The following is a 16,170-nucleotide window of genomic DNA, read 5'->3' as shown; positions in this document are numbered from 1 at the left end:
GATCTCCAGTAGGGCCAGAACGGTGATTTTATCCGACTCTGGCCAGTGGGTCACTTTGTTGCATTTCGACTGGGAATGGGGCAATGCCTACATGGGCGCTGATGCCATGGTCAAAGCGCTGCATGACGGTGCGGACATCATTATCGCCGGGCGCGTATCTGACCCGTCTTTGTTCCTGGCACCGATGATGTATAGCTAAACGACTTAATTTTGATTACATTATTTAAATGAGCTATTCAATTGATTTTAGACGTAAAGTGATATCTACACGGAAAAACGAAGGGTTGAGTATCCGAGAAACAGCGAAGCAATTTCGGATTGGCCCTGCCTCTGTATCGCGTTGGATTAATCAAATAGAGTCAAAAGCATCGACCACGCGTCAGCGAAAGATCGATAAATCCGAGTTGATAAAAGATGTTGAACAATATCCAGATGCTTACCAAAAAGAACGTGCAGAGCGTTTTGGCGTTTGTCAGAAGGCCATTTGGCAAGCGCTTAAAAAGCTGGGATTGACCTATAAAAAAAACTCTACGTCATCCGAAAGCCGACGAAAACGCCCGGCAGGGATTTCAACAAAAAAAACAACAGTATGAAAAAGAAGGTAAACCTATTGTTTTTATTGATGAAAGTGGTTTTTCACACGATGCCCCACGGACTCACGGCTATTCCCCAAAAGGTCAACGGTGTTTTGGCCTGAAGAACTGGGGAGCTAGGGGAAGAACAAATGTTATCGGCGCTTTATTAGGCACAACGCTGTTTGCTATCGGATTATTTGATATCAATATTAACAGCGATGTTTTCTATGCCTGGGTTACACAAGTCCTTATCCCAGTACTCCCTAAAAACAGTGTAATCATGATGGACAATGCCACTTTTCACAAAAAACATAATATTCAACAAGTCATCATCGATGCAGGGTATATGGTGGAGTATTTGCCTACATATTCGCCAGATCTTAACCCAATTGAGCATAAATGGGCACAAGCAAAAAGCAAAAAGCAAAAAGCAAAAAAAGAGAGATGGGTTGCGATACAGAGAGTTTGTTCTCAGTCCATATGGTGTAATCAAAATTAAGTCGCTTGGCTATATGAATTCAACTGGGCAGCCGACGATTGGGAACACCTGGGCAAAGGCACGTGCCTTGGTCACCTGCTGGAATGCGCAGGACAGATCACTGGTGGTTACTATGCCGATCCTGGCTTCAAGGATATTCCGCATCTGGAGCGCCTTGGCTTCCCGATCGCGGAAATTGACGAAAACGGCGATGCGGTTATCACCAAAGTTGCCGGTTCTGGCGGCCGGGTTTGCGTGGACACCTGCAAAGAGCAGATGCTGTATGAAATCCACCGTCCGGACAGCTATAGCCAAGCGACATTATTTTGATAACAGCCAGCTATGCTTCTTTGCCGCATATCAGGGCATAGGATGTAATCATTTTTAAGTCGGTTGGCTATAACAGCCATATCGGTGTAGTAAAGCGGCCGACCACGACCTTCAGGCGAAGAACTGTCAGTCCATGCAGCGATGGCCGACTCATCAAGCCAGACCGTCAGGGAGCCGCGTTGTCTGAGTGCTTTGTTGTAGGTGGGCCAGTTGGTGATTTTAAACTTTTGCTTTGCCATGGGGAGCTGCTATCGGGAGCGATGATAGTGCTTTGATCCGGCGATCCCCTGAAAGTTCGATTTATTCAACAAAGCCTTGGTCATGATGAAAAATAATAGGGTGGCAATGGTGAGCACCCCGATTAATGCTAACATACAGCACTCCTCTACTTATTATTGTGCGCAGTTGATAATGCATGCTGATTTAACGATTATGTTAAAAATTATCGTTTTTTTATAACAAACATGAAAATCAACGCCTAACCCAGAACAGATATTGTTGGCTGCGCTATTTTTATCATTTGGAATTGGTTCAGACTAACTCATAATTGCAATGGATTCATTTGAAAACCGAATGGGTTTATTCTATTTGCAGATAAAATAAATAGACATAAATTACCCATGTATGGGTAACTGATTGTTTTGAAATGGTATCAAAGAATAATTTGCGATAGGCGTGGGTGAGGTGTTGTGATTTTGCTTCAAAATGTAGCAATTGCATCTTTTATCTGAAGACCAAATAAGATTAAATAATTATGGCAGTAATCATAAAAACAAAATAAGTCGCTTGATTGAAATAAAGTTTGTTAATTTTTAACCGATGTGTAAGGTCTATTTCAGATAGAGGTGTTATGAACTTATCCATTAAACAATTGAGGGCATTTATTGCGCTCACGGAAACTGAAAACTTTACCCGGGCAGCGCAGAAAATAAACTTGTCGCAGCCTGCCTTTAGCGCGTTGATCGCGACATTGGAAGATGAGGTGGGATATCGTCTTTTTGACCGTGACACGCGCAAGGTACAGTTAAACGGAAATGGCATTCACTTTATTGATATTGCTCGTCGACTCATTCAGTCGCATGATGATGCCGTCGTGGAGATTAAGTCGTATGCCACCGGATACGAAGGCAAAATTGTATTGGCAGTGTTGCCCTCAATGGCGGTGGAATGGTTGCCGCAGGTGCTGGCACAGCATCATCGCGCACATCCTGATATCAAGGTTGAACTGTTGGATACGCAGTGGGATCGTTGCCTAAAAGACATTCTGGATGGGCGCGCGGATCTGGCATTAACCGCAGGTCAGCCTTCTCCGGGCACGTTCAGCTCCCGAATGCTGTTTGCCGATGAGTTTTTCCTGATTTGCCATCGCAATCACCCTCTGGCACAGCGTCAAAGCGTTGACGTTGCCGAACTGGCAAAGCACGCCTTTGTGGGCTTCTCTCAGGGGACCAGCATCCGTCAGTACACCGATCAACTGATGGCGCCGCACATTTTTAACTACGTGCTTTAAGTGCGTCAACTGACCACCATGATGGGGCTGGTCGCGGCCAACTATGGGGTGAGCATTGTGACTGGCCTGACGCTGTTTCAGTTTCAGCACAAAGATATCGCGATTGTGCCGTTTCGCGATCTGTCGCTACAGCGTGGCATCTATCTGGTGACCGACAAAGAGCGGCAGTTGTCGCAATGTGCCAAAGAGTTCTATGAATTTCTGCTGGAAAAAGCGGAGAGTTTCACCCCGCGCTCAGTATCCTGACGCTTTGTTAAAAAACGGCCCACAGGGCATGGGCTGGAAGAGGAAACCTTCAGGTTTTTTTCTCCGGCCAGTCATCTTCTTTATCCCACTCGGCGTTGTTGTCTCTGTAAGGCGGCAGTTCCGGTTTATTCTTGAGAAAGCGTTTATGGTCAAGGCGGCTCAGTTCTTTCATGCCGTTAATCACCATGCCAACCAGAATAATCAGAATCACCCACCAGTAATCAGCCAGCCACGACATGTTCAATCCTCATCAATATTCATGATAAAGCGGGAAAAAATATCAGGCAGGTGCGGGCGTAACCAAGCATCTCCCGCGATATCTTCATGTTGCCAGGCTTCCAGAATAACCTCTGGTGTCAACTGTTGCGCCGCCGGTCTGGCCAAGGGGTGGTAGCTGATGTGCCAGAGTTCTATCGCTACGCCGCCGCGGTCGTGGGCAAAGGGGCGGTAAAAATCGAACTGCGCCATATGCGCAGTAAGCCAGTCGTTCAGTTCAGCAAAATAACCGTCCGCCTGATATTCCCACGGCTCCAGTTGCAGACGGGTCCCCTGAGGCAGGCGTGACGGATCGTAGATATCAAGCTCAGTGCCCCAGTGATGGCGGCTGGCGCCCGGCAGGGCCGACCAGCGCAATATCGCGGCACAGCGTTCCGCCACAGAAAGCGCTGTTGCCACCAGCGGCTGGCTGTTTTTATCCAGCAACGGGCGCTCGCTGTTGAATTTTTGATTCCAGATGTGGCGCTGGCGGGCAAAGTCACGAAAGGTGCTGGCGGGCTGTAGCTGAAAGCCATCGCGCGCAGCCGCCTGCTGTAAGCCAGTAAAGGCGGTGAGAGCGGCCGGTTGCAGGCTGTGTGTCTCACCGAGCGGGACAAGGTGCTCACGGGTTTTCCCCGTGAGCATGGCGTGCGTCATCATGCGATGAGCTGCTCCATAATGCGTTGATAAATGCGGCTCAGTAATTGCAGGTCGGCGGCGCTGACGCACTCGTCCACTTTGTGGATGGTGGCGTTTACCGGGCCAAGCTCTACCACCTGTGCGCCCATCTGCGCGATAAAGCGCCCATCCGACGTGCCACCATTGGTCAGCAACTCCGGGGTGATTTCGCTGTAATGCTCAACGGAGGTCACCACGGCATCGACCAGATCCCCTGGCGGGGTTAAAAAGGGTTGGCCGGAGAGGTTCCAGTTCAGCGTGTAGTTAAGCTGGTGGCGATCCAGCAGGGCGGCGACGCGCGCTTTAATCATGTCGTCCGTCAACTCCGTGCTAAAGCGGAAATTAAACTGCACAAACAGCTCGCCGGGGATCACGTTATTGCTGCCAGTGCCCGCATTAATGTTGGCAATTTGCATGCTGGTGGGGGGGAAGAAGGCATTACCCTGATCCCATTCGGTGCTGACCAGCTCATTCAGGGCTTCCATAGCGCGATGCACCGGGTTGTCGGCCAGATGCGGATAGGCCACGTGGCCCTGAACCCCGTGTACGGTCAGATTGGCAGTGATAGAGCCACGACGCCCGTTTTTTAACACGTCGCCCAGTTTGGTGGTGCTGGAGGGTTCACCCACCAGACAGTAATCCAGACGCTCATTACGTGCCATTAACGCCTCAACCACCTTCACCGTGCCGTTTACCGCACTGGCTTCTTCATCTGAGGTGATCAAAAACGCCAGGCGGCCCTGATGATGGGGATTAGCCTGTACAAATCGCTCGGCGGCCACCACCATGGCGGCAACTGACCCTTTCATGTCTGCCGCGCCGCGCCCATACAAAAAGCCATCGCGCAGGGTAGGTTCAAACGGTGGGTGCTGCCAGCGGCTGGCATCACCGCTCGGAACCACATCGGTATGCCCGGCAAACGCCAGCGTTTTGCCTTCACCGCGCCATGCCCAGACATTTTCGGTATCGCCGAAATCCATTTTTTCAATGGTAAAGCCCACCGCTTTCAGGCGTTCAATCAGCAGTGCCTGACACCCTTCATCGCGCGGGCTGAGCGATGGGCGTTTAATCAATTGTTGTGCAAGTTCTAAAACGGGGCAGGACATCTCACTCTTTCTCCGCGGTAAAGGCGTGGTAACTTTCGGCAGTGAAGCCTAACAGGGCACGCTCGCCGCTCACCAGTAGCGGGCGTTTGATCAAGGCTGGATGCGCCAGCAGCAGGGCGCAGGCGCTTTCAGCATCGGTGACAGCGGCGCGCTCAGCGTCACTTAACTGGCGCCAGGTGGTTCCGCGCGTATTGAGCAACGGTTGCCAATCGCCGATAAGACGGATAAAGGCGGTTAACTGCGCATGCTCCAACCCATCGCCACGGTAATCATGAAACTGATAGGCAATCTGATGCGCTTCCAGCCAGCGTCGTGCTTTTTTGATCGTATCGCAGTTTTTGATACCGTACATCATCAGCGTCATGGTGATAACAGTCCTTTCTCATCGGGAGGCCATTAAGGCGGCAGGTGAAGGTGTCAGCATGCCGAAAAATGGCCGGGAGATCCACCGATGCAATCTGCTCAGAATGGGATCGTGTTCGCTTTTTATTCGACAGGAAAACGTTTCGCTGGTTAAAAAGTGGGCGTATACTGGCCGCAGTTAATCACCAGGGGTGACATGATGATAGAAGTAGAAGTGCGTCACTGGAAAGACTTCATTAAACTAGTTGCTGAATAGAGACTTGCATTTTTTGTCAGGCTATTGAGAATAAAAAGAGGTTTAACTTAGAGAATAAAGGTTTGAAATGATCAACAAAGAGCGGTTGTTACGAGATAATCGTTTATGTAAAGCAATCATTGGATTATCAGTCGAAGAATTGAAAAATTTAGCCGCTGAATTTTCAGCTTGTTATTTGATTTATCGGAAAAAGAATCGAAAAGATCACGAGCGACAGATGGGTGCAGGGCAGAAAGGATTTATCCCGAGTCTGTAAAGAATTTTGTGTAAATGGCTCCATTGCTTAACCGGAGATTCGTTCTCCATACATCAACATGAATTGGCTCATAGCAGGTTTCCAGTCTCTGATTGGCAAGGTCCATTTAGCAGAGATATTATGCAAGGCTAGATAGAGTAATTTTATCACCGAGTCATCCGTTGGAAATATTCGTCGCGTTTTCGTTATCTTGCGCAATGAAGCATTTAACGACTCTATCGCGTTGGTGGTGTAGATAACCTTGCGGATCTCCGGCGGAAAGTCAAAAATGACGATGAGACGTTCCCAATTATTTCTCCACGACGGGCTGATCGTCGGGAACTGTTCATCCCATTTGGCCGCGAAGGCATCCAGGGCCTCTTCAGCGCCCTCTAGCGTTGCGGAACTATAGATGGTGCGCAGGTCAGCAGCAACGGCCTTACGCTCTTTCCAGCCGACGTAGCGCAGCGAGTTCCGCACCTGATGCACAATGCAGAGCTGTACCCGCGTATGCGGGTAAACAGCTTCAATGGCATCAGGAAAGCCTTTCAGGCCATCGCAGCAGGCGACGAAGATGTCCTTTAGCCCACGATTTTTCAGTTCTGTCATCACAGATAACCAGAACTTGGCCCCCTCAGTTTTGGCTATCCATAGCCCCAGCAGCTCTTTTTCGCCCTGGCCGTTGACGCCGAGGGCCAGATAAACAGACTTGTTGGCCACGGCTCCGCCGTCCTGGCTTTTGACAACAATACAGTCAAGGTAAACAATGGGATAAAGCGCATCCAGCGGCCGTTGCTGCCAGCGCTTAACTTCATCCATCACAGCATTGGTCACTTGAGAAATGAAGCCAGCGGAAACATCGACCCCGTAGACTTCTTTAAAGTGTGCCTGAATATCACGGGTTGATAACCCTCTGGAATAGAGAGAAATAATGCGGTCATCGAAGCCGTTAAGCTGTTTTTCGTGCTTACCGATCAGTGTCGGCTCGAAGGTACTGTTGCGGTCGCGCGGAATATCGAGCTCGATCTCCCCATTTTGGCTACGTACGCTCTTGGATGTCTTGCCATTGCGTGAGTTGCCTGAATGATTACCAGCCGGGTCATGCTTAGCATACCCAAGGTGCATCTCCATCTCAGCTTCAAGAACCCGTTCCGCCAGTCTTTTAGTCAGCACCTTGAGTAGGCCTGATTCACCCAGCAGATCCTGAGGGGAGTGACAATCTTGAAGCAGTTGGTCAATAAGTTCGTTGCTGATAGGCATTTTGTTATCCTTTGAAGGTTTTCCTCAAAATGCCATTTACACAGATTATTTTACAGTCTCTTTATCCCAACCCCATTAGATAAACTGCTTTTTATTTTATTGTATTTAAAATGTTATCCGACCTATGATTTGCAAGGACTTCTTTTTGGTTTAGATAGAACACGGGTATGTCGCTGGGTAAAAATATTATTGCCGGTTTTAGAGATGACCGTGGGGCGAGAATGTGTTTTGCCCGCTCGTCAAATTCGCTCTGCTGAGGAATTTTTTCGCGCCTTTCCTGGAGTTAAAGACGTCTTTATTGATGGGACAGAGCGACCTGTCCAAAAGCCTAAGAATCTGCGTCGGCGAAAAAAATGTATTCGGGAAAGAAAAGACAGACCACTCGAAAAGGGCTTATTATGACTGACGAAACAAGGCAAATTGGATTTATCCCCATGAGCAAAAATGGGCGCCGTCACGATAAACGCTTACTCGATAAAGTCGATATAATTCGCCATATTTCTCCTGAGGTAACCATCTGGGCAGATACCGGTTTTCAAGGTATAGATAAACAGCATCCTAATACACAAATCCCAAAAAGGGAACTCGAAAAAGACCTTTATCGCCTGAACAAAAACAAGAAAATAAAATAATCTCGGGCATCCGTATTACAGTTGAAGACGCCATCGCGGGTATCAAGCGCCTCGGTTGCATGACCCAAATTTTACGGAATCGTAGACCCTTTATTGATGATACCTTCTTACTCCTTAGCGCCGGTCTTTGGAATTTCCATGGCTTTGTTGAATAAATCAGAATTAGCCGACAGGATGACTCCCTCTGCTACAACTGTTATCCTATCCTGACGCTGTGTGGCATACCCAACAACGTCATACGGTTCAGCGCTTTGACCATCGCTATGGCTTCACCTAGTCGAGCCTCATAGTCACGCAGGCTCAGATGGCCACCCAGCAAAGTTTTTATGCGGAACATCGCTGTTTCTGCCACTGAACGCCGGTGATAACCCACTTTCTTTTTCCACATATCATTACTCCCGCTCAGACGCTGATTCGCCACCGCATGGTTACGTTCATGGTACTTGTCCGGCCAGTATTTGGCTCCGCTTCGCGGCGGGATAAGGGGCCTGATTTTCTTTCTTAGCAACGCATCGTGGCAGTAACGGGCGTCATAAGCACCGTCTGCTGACACTTCCCTGATTTTTCGGTGGGTTTGGCTAATCAGGCCCGGCAGTGCCTGCGCATCTGTCGTTCCGCTGAGCGATAAGTCGGCACAGATAATCTCATGCGTCGCACTGTCTGCTGCCAGATGAAGCTTGCGCCACACTCTTCGTCTGTCAGCCCCATGCTGCCTGACTTTCCATTCACCTTCGCCAAAGACCTTCAGACCGGTACTGTCGATGACCAGATGCGAGATTTCACCACGCGTTGGCGTTTTTATGCTGATACTGACGGTTTTTGCCCGCCGACTGACCAGAGAGTAGTCCGGGCAGCGCAGTGGCAGGCTCATCAGTGTAAAAACCGAGTCGGCAAAGCCCTGTAATGCCCGGAGCGACAGGTTAAACACGCGCTTTATCATCAAAACCGTGGTAACAGCCATATCGGTGTAGTAAAGCGGCCGACCACGACCTTCAGGCGAAGAACTGTCAGTCCATGCAGCGATGGCCGACTCATCAAGCCAGACCGTCAGGGAGCCGCGTTGTCTGAGTGCTTTGTTGTAGGTGGGCCAGTTGGTGATTTTAAACTTTTGCTTTGCCATGGGGAGCTGCTATCGGGAGCGATGATAGTGCTTTGATCCGGCGATCCCCTGAAAGTTCGATTTATTCAACAAAGCCCAGGAAATTGTGATTTAAAACAATGATGGGGCTTTGTTGAATAATTTAAGATACTGATTTATATAAGCATTATAAAATTTCAACGACTAATTTTTCCTCTCGGAATGCTTTTTATTGTGCTAACTATTTGATTTGTCGTTCTAACAAAATACATTCTCTGTAAATGCATTCTAACTAAAGAAGATGTAAATCAAACGGTTAAATTATTCAACAAAGCCCAATGATGGCTGAGTTTATGAATATATATCAATTAGTTATTTTTTAGTGCGTAATCTGCCGCAGCAATGGAATGCAGATAGCTAGTATCAAAAAGAGGAGTTTTTGGATCAGATTGATGGATTAAAAGGGGAATTTCGGTGCAGCCCAGAATTACGCCCTCAGCACCTTGCTGGGCCAGTTGATCGATGATGGTGCCAAAATGCCCCATTCCCAGTCGAAACGCAACAAAACGGTAGGGCATTATGCCGCCTGTAAGTGCGTTAAAAATACCTCATTTGGAGAACGATAACCCAGCGATTTTCTGCCTCGCGTATTGAGCAGGTGTTCGAGTGCTGCAACCTTGCGATGGGTGACATAATTGAAGTCCGTTCCCTTCGGGTAAAAACGCCGTATCAGCCCGTTGGTATGCTCATTCAACCCGCGTTCCCAGGAATGATATGGCCGGGCAAAGTAGACCGGTGCCCCCGTGACTTTTGTAATTTCCCCGTGCTGGGAAAATTCAGAACCGTTGTCAGCAGTCAGGGTTTTAAACTCGCAGAAGGTATTGGCAACGATGTCCCTGAAGGCCGCTACCACTGTCTCTGCTCGCTTGTTGGGCAGTTTGCGAATGATGACCAGCTTGACGGCTTTATCGACCACCGTCAGCAGGAATGATTTCTGATCTTTGCCAAAGATGGTGTCAATCTCGAAATGACCGGGTTCCTGCTTGAGGTCAGCAACGGCCGGCCGCTGCTCAATGCCAACACGGTTGGGAATAGGACCGCGTTTGTTCTCATCGGTCTGATAGTTATACCGTTTACCCCGATGAGGGAGCTGCTGATAAAGCTCACCGCCGGCCCGGCGCTCCTGCTGGATATAGCGATAGAGCGAGTTCTTGCTGACGGACAGGCCAAATTCCAGGACCAGGCGCCCACTGATGACCTCAGGTGAGGTGTGGGTAGACAGCGCCGTTCTGATAAAGTCCTGAATGTGCGGTTCAAGCTGGTTAATCACGCTGTCCGGCCGTGTTTTCTGCCGCCGCCCTCTGGCCAACGTTTCGGCCCTTCTGCAGGAATAGACCCCGTTGAAAGCGGCGTCGGTATTGCGTCTGAGTTCCCTGCTGATGGTAGAACGAGGAAGCTCCAGTTCCCGGGCGATGGTGGCCTGGTTAACCCCATCACCACGCCGCTTTTCGATGTAGAACCGTTCTTTGTGAGTCAGATGTTTTCCCTGCATGCAACGGGATCTCCAGTAGGGCCAGAACGGTGATTTTATCCGACTCTGGCCAGTGGGTCACTTTGTTGCGTTTCGAGTGGGAATGGGGCCAATGGCTTTGTTGAATAAATCGAACTTTCAGGGGATCGCCGGATCAAAGCACTATCATCGCTCCCGATAGCAGCTCCCCATGGGCTTTGTTGAATAATTTAAGATACTGATTTATATAAGCATTATAAAATTTCAACGACTAATTTTTCCTCTCGGAATGCTTTTTATTGTGCTAACTATTTGATTTGTCGTTCTAACAAAATACATTCTCTGTAAATGCATTCTAACTAAAGAAGATGTAAATCAAACGGTTAAATTATTCAACAAAGCCCCTCCCCATGGCAAAGCAAAAGTTTAAAATCACCAACTGGCCCACCTACAACAAAGCACTCAGACAACGCGGCTCCCTGACGGTCTGGCTTGATGAGTCGGCCATCGCTGCATGGACTGACAGTAAGCGTGTTGCTTAATAGTGAAATAAGGGTGTTTCGGTGATTGAAGTAAATTTTACGCTGTTCTGAGATGGAAATTCCAAAGACCGGCGCTAAGGAGTAAGAAGGTATCATCAATAAAGGGTCTACGATTCCGTAAAATTTGGGTCATGCAACCGAGGCGCTTGATACCCGCGATGGCGTCTTCAACTGTAATACGGATGCCCGAGATTATTTTATTTTCTTGTTTTTGTTCAGGCGATAAAGGTCTTTTTCGAGTTCCTTTTTTTGGGATTTGTGTATTAGGATGCTGTTTATCTATACCTTGAAAACCGGTATCTGCCCAGATGGTTACCTCAGGAGGAATATGGCGAATTATATCGACTTTATCGGGTAAGCGTTTATCGTGACGGCGCCCATTTTTGCTCATGGGGATAAATCCAATTTGCCTTGTTTCGTCAGTCATAATAAGCCCTTTTCGAGTGGTCTGTCTTTTCTTTCCCGAATACATTTTTTTTCGCCGACGCAGATTCTTAGGCTTTTGGACAGGTCGCTCTGTCCCATCAATAAAGACGTCTTTAACTCCAGGAAAGGCGCGAAAAAATTCCTCAGCAGAGCGAATTTGACGAGCGGGCAAAACACATTCTCGCCCCAAGGTCATCTCTAAAACCGGCAATAATATTTTTACCCAGCGACATACCCGTGTTCTATCTAAACCAAAAAGAAGTCCTTGCAAATCATAGGTCGGATAACATTTTAAATACAATAAAATAAAAAGCAGTTTATCTAATGGGGTTGGGATAAATCCTTTCTGCCCTGCACCCATCTGCCGCTCGTGATCTTTTCGATTCTTTTTCCGATAAATCAAATAACAAGCTGAAAATTCAGCGGCTAAATTTTTCAATTCTTCGACTGATAATCCAATGATTGCTTTACATAAACGATTATCTCGTAACAACCGCTCTTTGTTGATCATTTCAAACCTTTATTCTCTAAGTTAAACCTCTTTTTATTCTCAATAGCCTGACAAAAAATGCAAGTCTCTATTCAGCAACTAGTTTAGTGCTTCGCCTGAAGGTCGTGGTCGGCCGCTTTACTACACCGATATGGCTGTTATAGCCAAGCGACATTATTTTGATAACAGCCAGCTATGCTTCTTTGCCGCATATCAGGGCATAGGATGTAATCATTTTTAAGTCGGTTGGCTATACCACGGTTTTGATGATAAAGCGCGTGTTTAACCTGTCGCTCCGGGCATTACAGGGCTTTGTCGACTCGGTTTTTACACTGATGAGCCTGCCACTGCGCTGCCCGGACTACTCTCTGGTCAGTCGGCGGGCAAAAACCGTCAGTATCAGCATAAAAACGCCAACGCGTGGTGAAATCTCGCATCTGGTCATCGACAGTACCGGTCTGAAGGTCTTTGGCGAAGGTGAATGGAAAGTCAGGCAGCATGGGGCTGACAGACGAAGAGTGTGGCGCAAGCTTCATCTGGCAGCAGACAGTGCGACGCATGAGATTATCTGTGCCGACTTATCGCTCAGCGGAACGACAGATGCGCAGGCACTGCCGGGCCTGATTAACCAAACCCACCGAAAAATCAGGGAAGTGTCAGCAGACGGTGCTTATGACGCCCGTTACTGCCACGATGCGTTGCTAAGAAAGAAAATCAGGCCCCTTATCCCGCCGCGAAGCGGAGCCAAATACTGGCCGGACAAGTACCATGAACGTAACCATGCGGTGGCGAATCAGCGTCTGAGCGGGAGTAATGATATGTGGAAAAAGAAAGTGGGTTATCACCGGCGTTCAGTGGCAGAAACAGCGATGTTCCGCATAAAAACTTTGCTGGGTGGCCATCTGAGCCTGCGTGACTATGAGGCTCAAGTAGGTGAAGCCATAGCGATGGTCAAAGCGCTGAACCGTATGACGTTGTTGGGTATGCCACACAGCGTCAGGATAGGATAACAGGTGTAGCAGAGGGAGTCATCCTGTCGGCTAATTCTGATTTATTCAACAAAGCCGTGCCAAATGCTTGCCGTGAACGGTCATCCAATATGCCGCGGCACAGTTCTTCGTAAATGACTCGGTTGATCTCGTCGCGTTGATCGGGTTGCGGAACTATGACATCGATGCCGTGGCGCTCTCGTAAGCGGCCACGGTAGAAATCCTGCTCCATGGTATAGCGAGTACCCAATAAGCCGACGCGCGTCATGCCATGCAGTTTCAGACTATAGCTAAACGACTTAATTTTGATTACATTATTTAAATGAGCTATTCAATTGATTTTAGACGTAAAGTGATATCTACACGGAAAAACGAAGGGTTGAGTATCCGAGAAACAGCGAAGCAATTTCGGATTGGCCCTGCCTCTGTATCGCGTTGGATTAATCAAATAGAGTCAAAAGCATCGACCACGCGTCAGCGAAAGATCGATAAATCCGAGTTGATAAAAGATGTTGAACAATATCCAGATGCTTACCAAAAAGAACGTGCAGAGCGTTTTGGCGTTTGTCAGAAGGCCATTTGGCAAGCGCTTAAAAGCTGGGATTGACCTATAAAAAAAACTCTACGTCATCCGAAAGCCGACGAAAACGCCCGGCAGGGATTTCAACAAAAAAAACAACAGTATGAAAAAGAAGGTAAACCTATTGTTTTTATTGATGAAAGTGGTTTTTCACACGATACCCCACGGACTCACGGCTATTCCCCAAAAGGTCAACGGTGTTTTGGCCTGAAGAACTGGGGAGCTAGGGGAAGAACAAATGTTATCGGCGCTTTATTAGGCACAACGCTGTTTGCTATCGGATTATTTGATATCAATATTAACAGCGATGTTTTCTATGCCTGGGTCACACAAGTCCTTATCCCAGTACTCCCTAAAAACAGTGTAATCATGATGGACAATGCCACTTTTCACAAAAAACATAATATTCAACAAGTCATCATCGATGCAGGGTATATGGTGGAGTATTTGCCTACATATTCGCCAGATCTTAACCCAATTGAGCATAAATGGGCACAAGCAAAAAGCAAAAAAAGAGAGATGGGTTGCGATACAGAGAGTTTGTTCTCAGTCCATATGGTGTAATCAAAATTAAGTCGCTTGGCTATATCAGCAGTGGCATCGGCGATATGCAATACCGGTAGTTGGCAGGCGTTTTCTGCCGGGTCAGCCACCTTGTGCATGGTGTTGGTACAGATGACGATCGCTTCTGCGCCTGCCCGACGTAGCCCGAGGGCAATGTCAGAAAGCTGTTGCGCAGCCGGCTCCCATGCGCCTTGCGCCTGGAGTTGCTCGATATAGCCAAGCGACATTATTTTGATAACAGCCAGCTATGCTTCTTTGCCGCATATCAGGGCATAGGATGTAATCATTTTTAAGTCGGTTGGCTATATCATGAAAGTCTACGCTGTGCAGTATCAGTTTCGATGAGTGTAAGCCGCCCAGACGCTGCTGAATGCGTTCGTTAATGAGACGGTAGTAGGGCACGGTGGATTCCCAACTCATGCCGCCGATCAATCCAAGGGTTTTCATCGTTAGTTTATCCTGAGGGTCATTTACGGTTGCCCGACACAGTGTGTGGGGAGAAAACGGTAACAAAGGTGTCTCATTTCAAACTATTGGTAAATCGGAGCGTATATTTAGCGATTTTCATCACTTTTTATCCAAGTTCAACTGGACAAATGCGTTACTAATTGCTGTACTGTACCGGGCACACGTTTTGTGTCTTTCATTCATGTTTAAAGGTAAGTTTGATGTCTAAGATTAAAGGTAGCGTTAAGTGGTTCAATGAGTCCAAAGGTTTTGGTTTCATCACTCCGGAAGACGGCAGCAAAGATGTATTCGTACATTTCTCTGCAATCATGAGCAATGGCTTCAAAACTCTGGCTGAAGGTCAGCGAGTAGAGTTTGAAATCACTGACGGTGCTAAAGGCACATCTGCGGCTAACGTTATCGCTATTTAATAATACCGATTTCTTGAAAACCCGCCTATGGCGGGTTTTTTTTATCCTGTTTTCAGGACACCAGCCAGTTGACCAGTGCGAATGCCAGCGCCGTCATGGGCAGTGAGCCTACTAGATTACACAGAATGTTAATGGCTGCCGCTGAGAGTTGACCCTGGTTGATAAACAGAAATGTCTCTGCCGAGAAGGTGGAAAATGTGGTTAACCCGCCACACAGCCCAGTGGTTATCAGCAGCTTCCAATGTGGCGGTACTTCCGCATGACGGGAAAAGTAGGCGAGGGCGCCACCAATGACAAAAGCGCCGATCAGGTTTGCCATCAGCGTACCCAGTGGCAGTACTGACACTGCCGTTGTGTTATAGCGCATTCCCAATACCCACCGGGCAACGCTTCCCGCTCCGCCGCCGATAAATACGGCCAGAAACATCATCCACATAATGACCTCGTGTTGTGCATTATTTTACGTCGAAAGTGATTCAGAGCGGGCAGACTCCTACGCGCCTGCTCTGAGGCGTACGTAGGCATCATCAGCCCAAAAGGCGGTTAGGGAGGAATGCCATCTCCATATGACAAAAACAGTGTAGCGGCTATACCCGTCATACTTCAAGTTGCAGATGCGTTGGCTGCACGCGTTATTCGGTCCATCCCTGGGCTTCACCGCTTACGAGGCCGCCGCACGCGGCGTTCAAATCTGCTCCCAGCAGATTTGTCACCAGAATCAATGACTTGAGTAAGCGCATCGGGATGAATGAACCTCATCCCTGAGGTTCACCCTGCGGACCAGCGCAGGCGCTGTTCAAAACGTAAACGTGTTGTCCTGCAACTCGAATTATTTAGGGTATAGACGTATCAGGAGTAGGGTCTAATTTTGTTACAAATGGATTTTGTGTTCGCTCTGTAGTAAGCATAAATAAACAATATCGGTATTTTTTCGCTGGTATTCCAGTATTCGTAATCAGGTAGGTGTGTGATGGAAGGTATTAGCATTGCCAAGCTGTTGGTGATTGGCGCACTGATTGTTTTACTGTTCGGCACCAATAAACTGCGCTCATTGGGCGGTGACTTGGGGGCAGCAATTAAAGGCTTCAAGAAAGCGATGAATGGCGATCAGTCAGTGAAACCGACCACCGCAGGGGATGATGCAGAACCTGCCGGTGAAATTCCTCATAACAAGGACTAATCACTGTAA

The 16,170-nt window shown here is 48.0% G+C and carries 23 protein-coding genes, 6 pseudogenes and 1 riboswitch; of the genes and pseudogenes, 16 read left to right on the top strand and 13 right to left on the bottom strand.

Features of this window, described 5'->3' with window-relative positions:
- Positions 1-22: 22 nt before the first annotated feature.
- Genes ACQGXV_RS24730 through ACQGXV_RS24715 form a run of 4 tightly spaced genes read left to right on the top strand, consistent with a single transcriptional unit; the run spans position 23 to position 1,383 of the window.
- Complete coding sequence (locus tag ACQGXV_RS24730; protein WP_440863505.1) at positions 23-199, top strand: acyclic terpene utilization AtuA family protein; 177 nt, start codon at positions 23-25, stop codon at positions 197-199.
- A gap of 28 nt (positions 200-227) precedes the next feature.
- On the top strand, positions 228-593 hold the full coding sequence (locus ACQGXV_RS24725) for an IS630 transposase-related protein (RefSeq protein WP_440862584.1): 366 nt from the start codon (positions 228-230) through the stop codon (positions 591-593).
- Positions 517-1,074: an IS630 family transposase gene (locus ACQGXV_RS24720; protein WP_440867452.1), complete on the top strand. Its 558-nt coding sequence runs from the start codon at positions 517-519 to the stop codon at positions 1,072-1,074. Before ACQGXV_RS24725 ends, ACQGXV_RS24720 begins: the two co-directional genes overlap by 77 nt.
- A 48-nt stretch (positions 1,075-1,122) precedes the next feature.
- Entirely contained in the window at positions 1,123-1,383 is a 261-nt protein-coding gene (locus ACQGXV_RS24715) for an acyclic terpene utilization AtuA family protein (protein ID WP_440867594.1), read from the top strand.
- A gap of 71 nt (positions 1,384-1,454) precedes the next feature.
- On the opposite strand, the pseudogene ACQGXV_RS24710 reads toward ACQGXV_RS24715, so the two are convergent.
- Positions 1,455-1,622 (bottom strand): annotated as a pseudogene (locus ACQGXV_RS24710) (transposase); the annotation flags it as partial.
- A 611-nt stretch (positions 1,623-2,233) separates the two neighbouring features.
- Between ACQGXV_RS24710 and ACQGXV_RS24705 the strand changes: the two are divergent.
- Both ACQGXV_RS24705 and ACQGXV_RS24700 read left to right on the top strand, forming a co-directional pair.
- Positions 2,234-2,893 (top strand): LysR family transcriptional regulator, encoded by a 660-nt coding sequence (locus ACQGXV_RS24705; protein WP_440863504.1) that lies wholly within the window; start codon positions 2,234-2,236, stop codon positions 2,891-2,893.
- Entirely contained in the window at positions 2,894-3,139 is a 246-nt protein-coding gene (locus ACQGXV_RS24700) for a LysR substrate-binding domain-containing protein (RefSeq protein ID WP_440863503.1), read from the top strand.
- A 49-nt stretch (positions 3,140-3,188) separates the two neighbouring features.
- Here the strand turns inward: ACQGXV_RS24700 and ACQGXV_RS24695 are convergent, their stop codons facing one another.
- The 4 genes from ACQGXV_RS24695 to ACQGXV_RS24680 are packed head-to-tail and all read right to left on the bottom strand — an operon-like array spanning position 3,189 to position 5,542.
- Positions 3,189-3,377, bottom strand: coding sequence for a YpfN family protein (locus ACQGXV_RS24695; RefSeq protein ID WP_440863502.1), 189 nt, complete (start codon positions 3,375-3,377; stop codon positions 3,189-3,191).
- Positions 3,378-3,379: 2 nt separating this feature from the next.
- Positions 3,380-4,054: a M15 family metallopeptidase gene (locus tag ACQGXV_RS24690; RefSeq protein ID WP_440863501.1), complete on the bottom strand. Its 675-nt coding sequence runs from the start codon at positions 4,052-4,054 to the stop codon at positions 3,380-3,382.
- Positions 4,051-5,178: a succinyl-diaminopimelate desuccinylase gene (gene dapE / locus ACQGXV_RS24685; RefSeq protein ID WP_440863500.1), complete on the bottom strand. Its 1,128-nt coding sequence runs from the start codon at positions 5,176-5,178 to the stop codon at positions 4,051-4,053. Before dapE ends, ACQGXV_RS24690 begins: the two co-directional genes overlap by 4 nt.
- A 1-nt stretch (position 5,179) precedes the next feature.
- Positions 5,180-5,542, bottom strand: coding sequence for an ArsC family reductase (locus ACQGXV_RS24680; protein ID WP_440863499.1), 363 nt, complete (start codon positions 5,540-5,542; stop codon positions 5,180-5,182).
- 322 nt (positions 5,543-5,864) lie between these two features.
- Here ACQGXV_RS24680 and ACQGXV_RS24675 point away from each other — a divergent pair, with 322 nt between their 5' ends.
- Complete coding sequence (locus ACQGXV_RS24675) at positions 5,865-6,053, top strand: hypothetical protein (RefSeq protein WP_440863498.1); 189 nt, start codon at positions 5,865-5,867, stop codon at positions 6,051-6,053.
- A 27-nt stretch (positions 6,054-6,080) separates the two neighbouring features.
- Here the strand turns inward: ACQGXV_RS24675 and ACQGXV_RS24670 are convergent, their stop codons facing one another.
- On the bottom strand, positions 6,081-7,292 hold the full coding sequence (locus ACQGXV_RS24670) for an IS256 family transposase (protein ID WP_440862551.1): 1,212 nt from the start codon (positions 7,290-7,292) through the stop codon (positions 6,081-6,083).
- A gap of 63 nt (positions 7,293-7,355) precedes the next feature.
- Here ACQGXV_RS24670 and ACQGXV_RS24665 point away from each other — a divergent pair, with 63 nt between their 5' ends.
- From ACQGXV_RS24665 to ACQGXV_RS24655, 3 genes and pseudogenes are all read left to right on the top strand, one after another.
- Positions 7,356-7,694, top strand: coding sequence for a helix-turn-helix domain-containing protein (locus tag ACQGXV_RS24665; protein WP_440867593.1), 339 nt, complete (start codon positions 7,356-7,358; stop codon positions 7,692-7,694).
- Complete coding sequence (locus ACQGXV_RS24660) at positions 7,646-7,924, top strand: transposase family protein (protein WP_440863496.1); 279 nt, start codon at positions 7,646-7,648, stop codon at positions 7,922-7,924. The genes ACQGXV_RS24665 and ACQGXV_RS24660 overlap by 49 nt, the downstream gene beginning before the upstream one ends.
- A pseudogene (locus tag ACQGXV_RS24655) lies at positions 7,921-7,974 on the top strand (hypothetical protein); the annotation flags it as partial. The gene ACQGXV_RS24660 and the pseudogene ACQGXV_RS24655, both read left to right, overlap by 4 nt.
- A 146-nt stretch (positions 7,975-8,120) precedes the next feature.
- Here ACQGXV_RS24655 and ACQGXV_RS24650 read toward each other — a convergent pair.
- The 3 genes and pseudogenes from ACQGXV_RS24650 to ACQGXV_RS24640 all read right to left on the bottom strand — a co-directional run bounded on the left by ACQGXV_RS24650 (position 8,121) and on the right by ACQGXV_RS24640 (position 10,554).
- Entirely contained in the window at positions 8,121-9,044 is a 924-nt protein-coding gene (locus ACQGXV_RS24650) for an IS5 family transposase (RefSeq protein ID WP_440863495.1), read from the bottom strand.
- A gap of 326 nt (positions 9,045-9,370) precedes the next feature.
- A pseudogene (locus tag ACQGXV_RS24645) lies at positions 9,371-9,529 on the bottom strand (aspartate racemase); the annotation flags it as partial.
- A 50-nt stretch (positions 9,530-9,579) separates the two neighbouring features.
- A complete protein-coding gene (locus ACQGXV_RS24640; protein ID WP_440862690.1) occupies positions 9,580-10,554 on the bottom strand; it encodes an IS30 family transposase in 975 nt (324 codons plus the stop codon).
- A 368-nt stretch (positions 10,555-10,922) separates the two neighbouring features.
- Between ACQGXV_RS24640 and ACQGXV_RS24635 the strand changes: the two are divergent.
- Positions 10,923-11,039: pseudogene (locus tag ACQGXV_RS24635) on the top strand (IS5/IS1182 family transposase); the annotation flags it as partial.
- 52 nt (positions 11,040-11,091) lie between these two features.
- Here ACQGXV_RS24635 and ACQGXV_RS24630 read toward each other — a convergent pair.
- Complete coding sequence (locus ACQGXV_RS24630) at positions 11,092-11,991, bottom strand: transposase family protein (RefSeq protein WP_440863493.1); 900 nt, start codon at positions 11,989-11,991, stop codon at positions 11,092-11,094.
- Positions 11,992-12,221: 230 nt separating this feature from the next.
- On the opposite strand from ACQGXV_RS24630, the pseudogene ACQGXV_RS24625 reads away from it, so the two are divergent.
- A pseudogene (locus tag ACQGXV_RS24625) lies at positions 12,222-12,980 on the top strand (IS5 family transposase); the annotation flags it as partial.
- Here ACQGXV_RS24625 and ACQGXV_RS24620 read toward each other — a convergent pair.
- The gene (locus tag ACQGXV_RS24620) at positions 12,967-13,227 is read right to left on the bottom strand and encodes an aspartate/glutamate racemase family protein (protein ID WP_440863492.1); all 261 of its coding nucleotides are present in this window, start codon (positions 13,225-13,227) and stop codon (positions 12,967-12,969) included. The pseudogene ACQGXV_RS24625 and the gene ACQGXV_RS24620 sit on opposite strands and share 14 nt — an antisense overlap.
- 54 nt (positions 13,228-13,281) lie before the next feature.
- Between ACQGXV_RS24620 and ACQGXV_RS24615 the strand changes: the two genes are divergently transcribed.
- Both ACQGXV_RS24615 and ACQGXV_RS24610 read left to right on the top strand, forming a co-directional pair.
- Positions 13,282-13,566, top strand: a complete 285-nt coding sequence (locus tag ACQGXV_RS24615) for an IS630 transposase-related protein (RefSeq protein WP_440863490.1) — start codon at positions 13,282-13,284, stop codon at positions 13,564-13,566.
- A gap of 3 nt (positions 13,567-13,569) precedes the next feature.
- Entirely contained in the window at positions 13,570-14,103 is a 534-nt protein-coding gene (locus tag ACQGXV_RS24610; RefSeq protein WP_440867179.1) for an IS630 family transposase, read from the top strand.
- Positions 14,104-14,132: 29 nt separating this feature from the next.
- On the opposite strand, the pseudogene ACQGXV_RS24605 reads toward ACQGXV_RS24610, so the two are convergent.
- Positions 14,133-14,550: pseudogene (locus ACQGXV_RS24605) on the bottom strand (aspartate/glutamate racemase family protein); the annotation flags it as partial.
- A 221-nt stretch (positions 14,551-14,771) separates the two neighbouring features.
- Here ACQGXV_RS24605 and cspE point away from each other — a divergent pair.
- The gene (gene cspE, locus ACQGXV_RS24600) at positions 14,772-14,981 is read left to right on the top strand and encodes a transcription antiterminator/RNA stability regulator CspE (protein WP_440863489.1); all 210 of its coding nucleotides are present in this window, start codon (positions 14,772-14,774) and stop codon (positions 14,979-14,981) included.
- A 52-nt stretch (positions 14,982-15,033) separates the two neighbouring features.
- On the opposite strand, the gene crcB is transcribed toward cspE, so the two are convergent.
- On the bottom strand, positions 15,034-15,417 hold the full coding sequence (gene crcB / locus ACQGXV_RS24595; protein WP_440863488.1) for a fluoride efflux transporter CrcB: 384 nt from the start codon (positions 15,415-15,417) through the stop codon (positions 15,034-15,036).
- Positions 15,418-15,492: 75 nt separating this feature from the next.
- A riboswitch (Fluoride riboswitch) is annotated at positions 15,493-15,554 on the bottom strand.
- Between the two features lie 397 nt (positions 15,555-15,951).
- Here crcB and tatE point away from each other — a divergent pair.
- Complete coding sequence (gene tatE / locus ACQGXV_RS24590) at positions 15,952-16,161, top strand: twin-arginine translocase subunit TatE (protein WP_440867592.1); 210 nt, start codon at positions 15,952-15,954, stop codon at positions 16,159-16,161.
- The last annotated feature ends 9 nt before the right edge of the window (positions 16,162-16,170 follow it).

It is taken from the genome of Symbiopectobacterium purcellii (assembly GCF_052050035.1).
Taxonomy (GTDB): domain Bacteria; phylum Pseudomonadota; class Gammaproteobacteria; order Enterobacterales; family Enterobacteriaceae; genus Symbiopectobacterium; species Symbiopectobacterium purcellii_A.
The sequence above is the reverse complement of the archived record's forward strand: the minus strand, read 5'-3'. Positions and strand labels throughout refer to the sequence as shown.

Excerpts from the sequence above, each read along its gene's own strand:
- ACQGXV_RS24725 (WP_440862584.1), top strand. The coding sequence starts at position 228 with ATGAGCTATTCAATTGATTTTAGACGTAAAGTGATATCTACACGGAAA.
- ACQGXV_RS24705 (WP_440863504.1), top strand. The coding sequence starts at position 2,234 with ATGAACTTATCCATTAAACAATTGAGGGCATTTATTGCGCTCACGGAA.
- ACQGXV_RS24695 (WP_440863502.1), bottom strand. The coding sequence starts at position 3,377 with ATGTCGTGGCTGGCTGATTACTGGTGGGTGATTCTGATTATTCTGGTT.
- ACQGXV_RS24690 (WP_440863501.1), bottom strand. The coding sequence starts at position 4,054 with ATGATGACGCACGCCATGCTCACGGGGAAAACCCGTGAGCACCTTGTC.
- dapE (WP_440863500.1), bottom strand. The coding sequence starts at position 5,178 with ATGTCCTGCCCCGTTTTAGAACTTGCACAACAATTGATTAAACGCCCA.
- ACQGXV_RS24680 (WP_440863499.1), bottom strand. The coding sequence starts at position 5,542 with ATGACGCTGATGATGTACGGTATCAAAAACTGCGATACGATCAAAAAA.
- ACQGXV_RS24675 (WP_440863498.1), top strand. The coding sequence starts at position 5,865 with ATGATCAACAAAGAGCGGTTGTTACGAGATAATCGTTTATGTAAAGCA.
- ACQGXV_RS24670 (WP_440862551.1), bottom strand. The coding sequence starts at position 7,292 with ATGCCTATCAGCAACGAACTTATTGACCAACTGCTTCAAGATTGTCAC.
- ACQGXV_RS24660 (WP_440863496.1), top strand. The coding sequence starts at position 7,646 with ATGTATTCGGGAAAGAAAAGACAGACCACTCGAAAAGGGCTTATTATG.
- ACQGXV_RS24650 (WP_440863495.1), bottom strand. The coding sequence starts at position 9,044 with ATGGCAAAGCAAAAGTTTAAAATCACCAACTGGCCCACCTACAACAAA.
- ACQGXV_RS24640 (WP_440862690.1), bottom strand. The coding sequence starts at position 10,554 with ATGCAGGGAAAACATCTGACTCACAAAGAACGGTTCTACATCGAAAAG.
- ACQGXV_RS24630 (WP_440863493.1), bottom strand. The coding sequence starts at position 11,991 with ATGATCAACAAAGAGCGGTTGTTACGAGATAATCGTTTATGTAAAGCA.
- ACQGXV_RS24620 (WP_440863492.1), bottom strand. The coding sequence starts at position 13,227 with ATGACGCGCGTCGGCTTATTGGGTACTCGCTATACCATGGAGCAGGAT.
- ACQGXV_RS24615 (WP_440863490.1), top strand. The coding sequence starts at position 13,282 with ATGAGCTATTCAATTGATTTTAGACGTAAAGTGATATCTACACGGAAA.
- cspE (WP_440863489.1), top strand. The coding sequence starts at position 14,772 with ATGTCTAAGATTAAAGGTAGCGTTAAGTGGTTCAATGAGTCCAAAGGT.
- crcB (WP_440863488.1), bottom strand. The coding sequence starts at position 15,417 with ATGTGGATGATGTTTCTGGCCGTATTTATCGGCGGCGGAGCGGGAAGC.
- tatE (WP_440867592.1), top strand. The coding sequence starts at position 15,952 with ATGGAAGGTATTAGCATTGCCAAGCTGTTGGTGATTGGCGCACTGATT.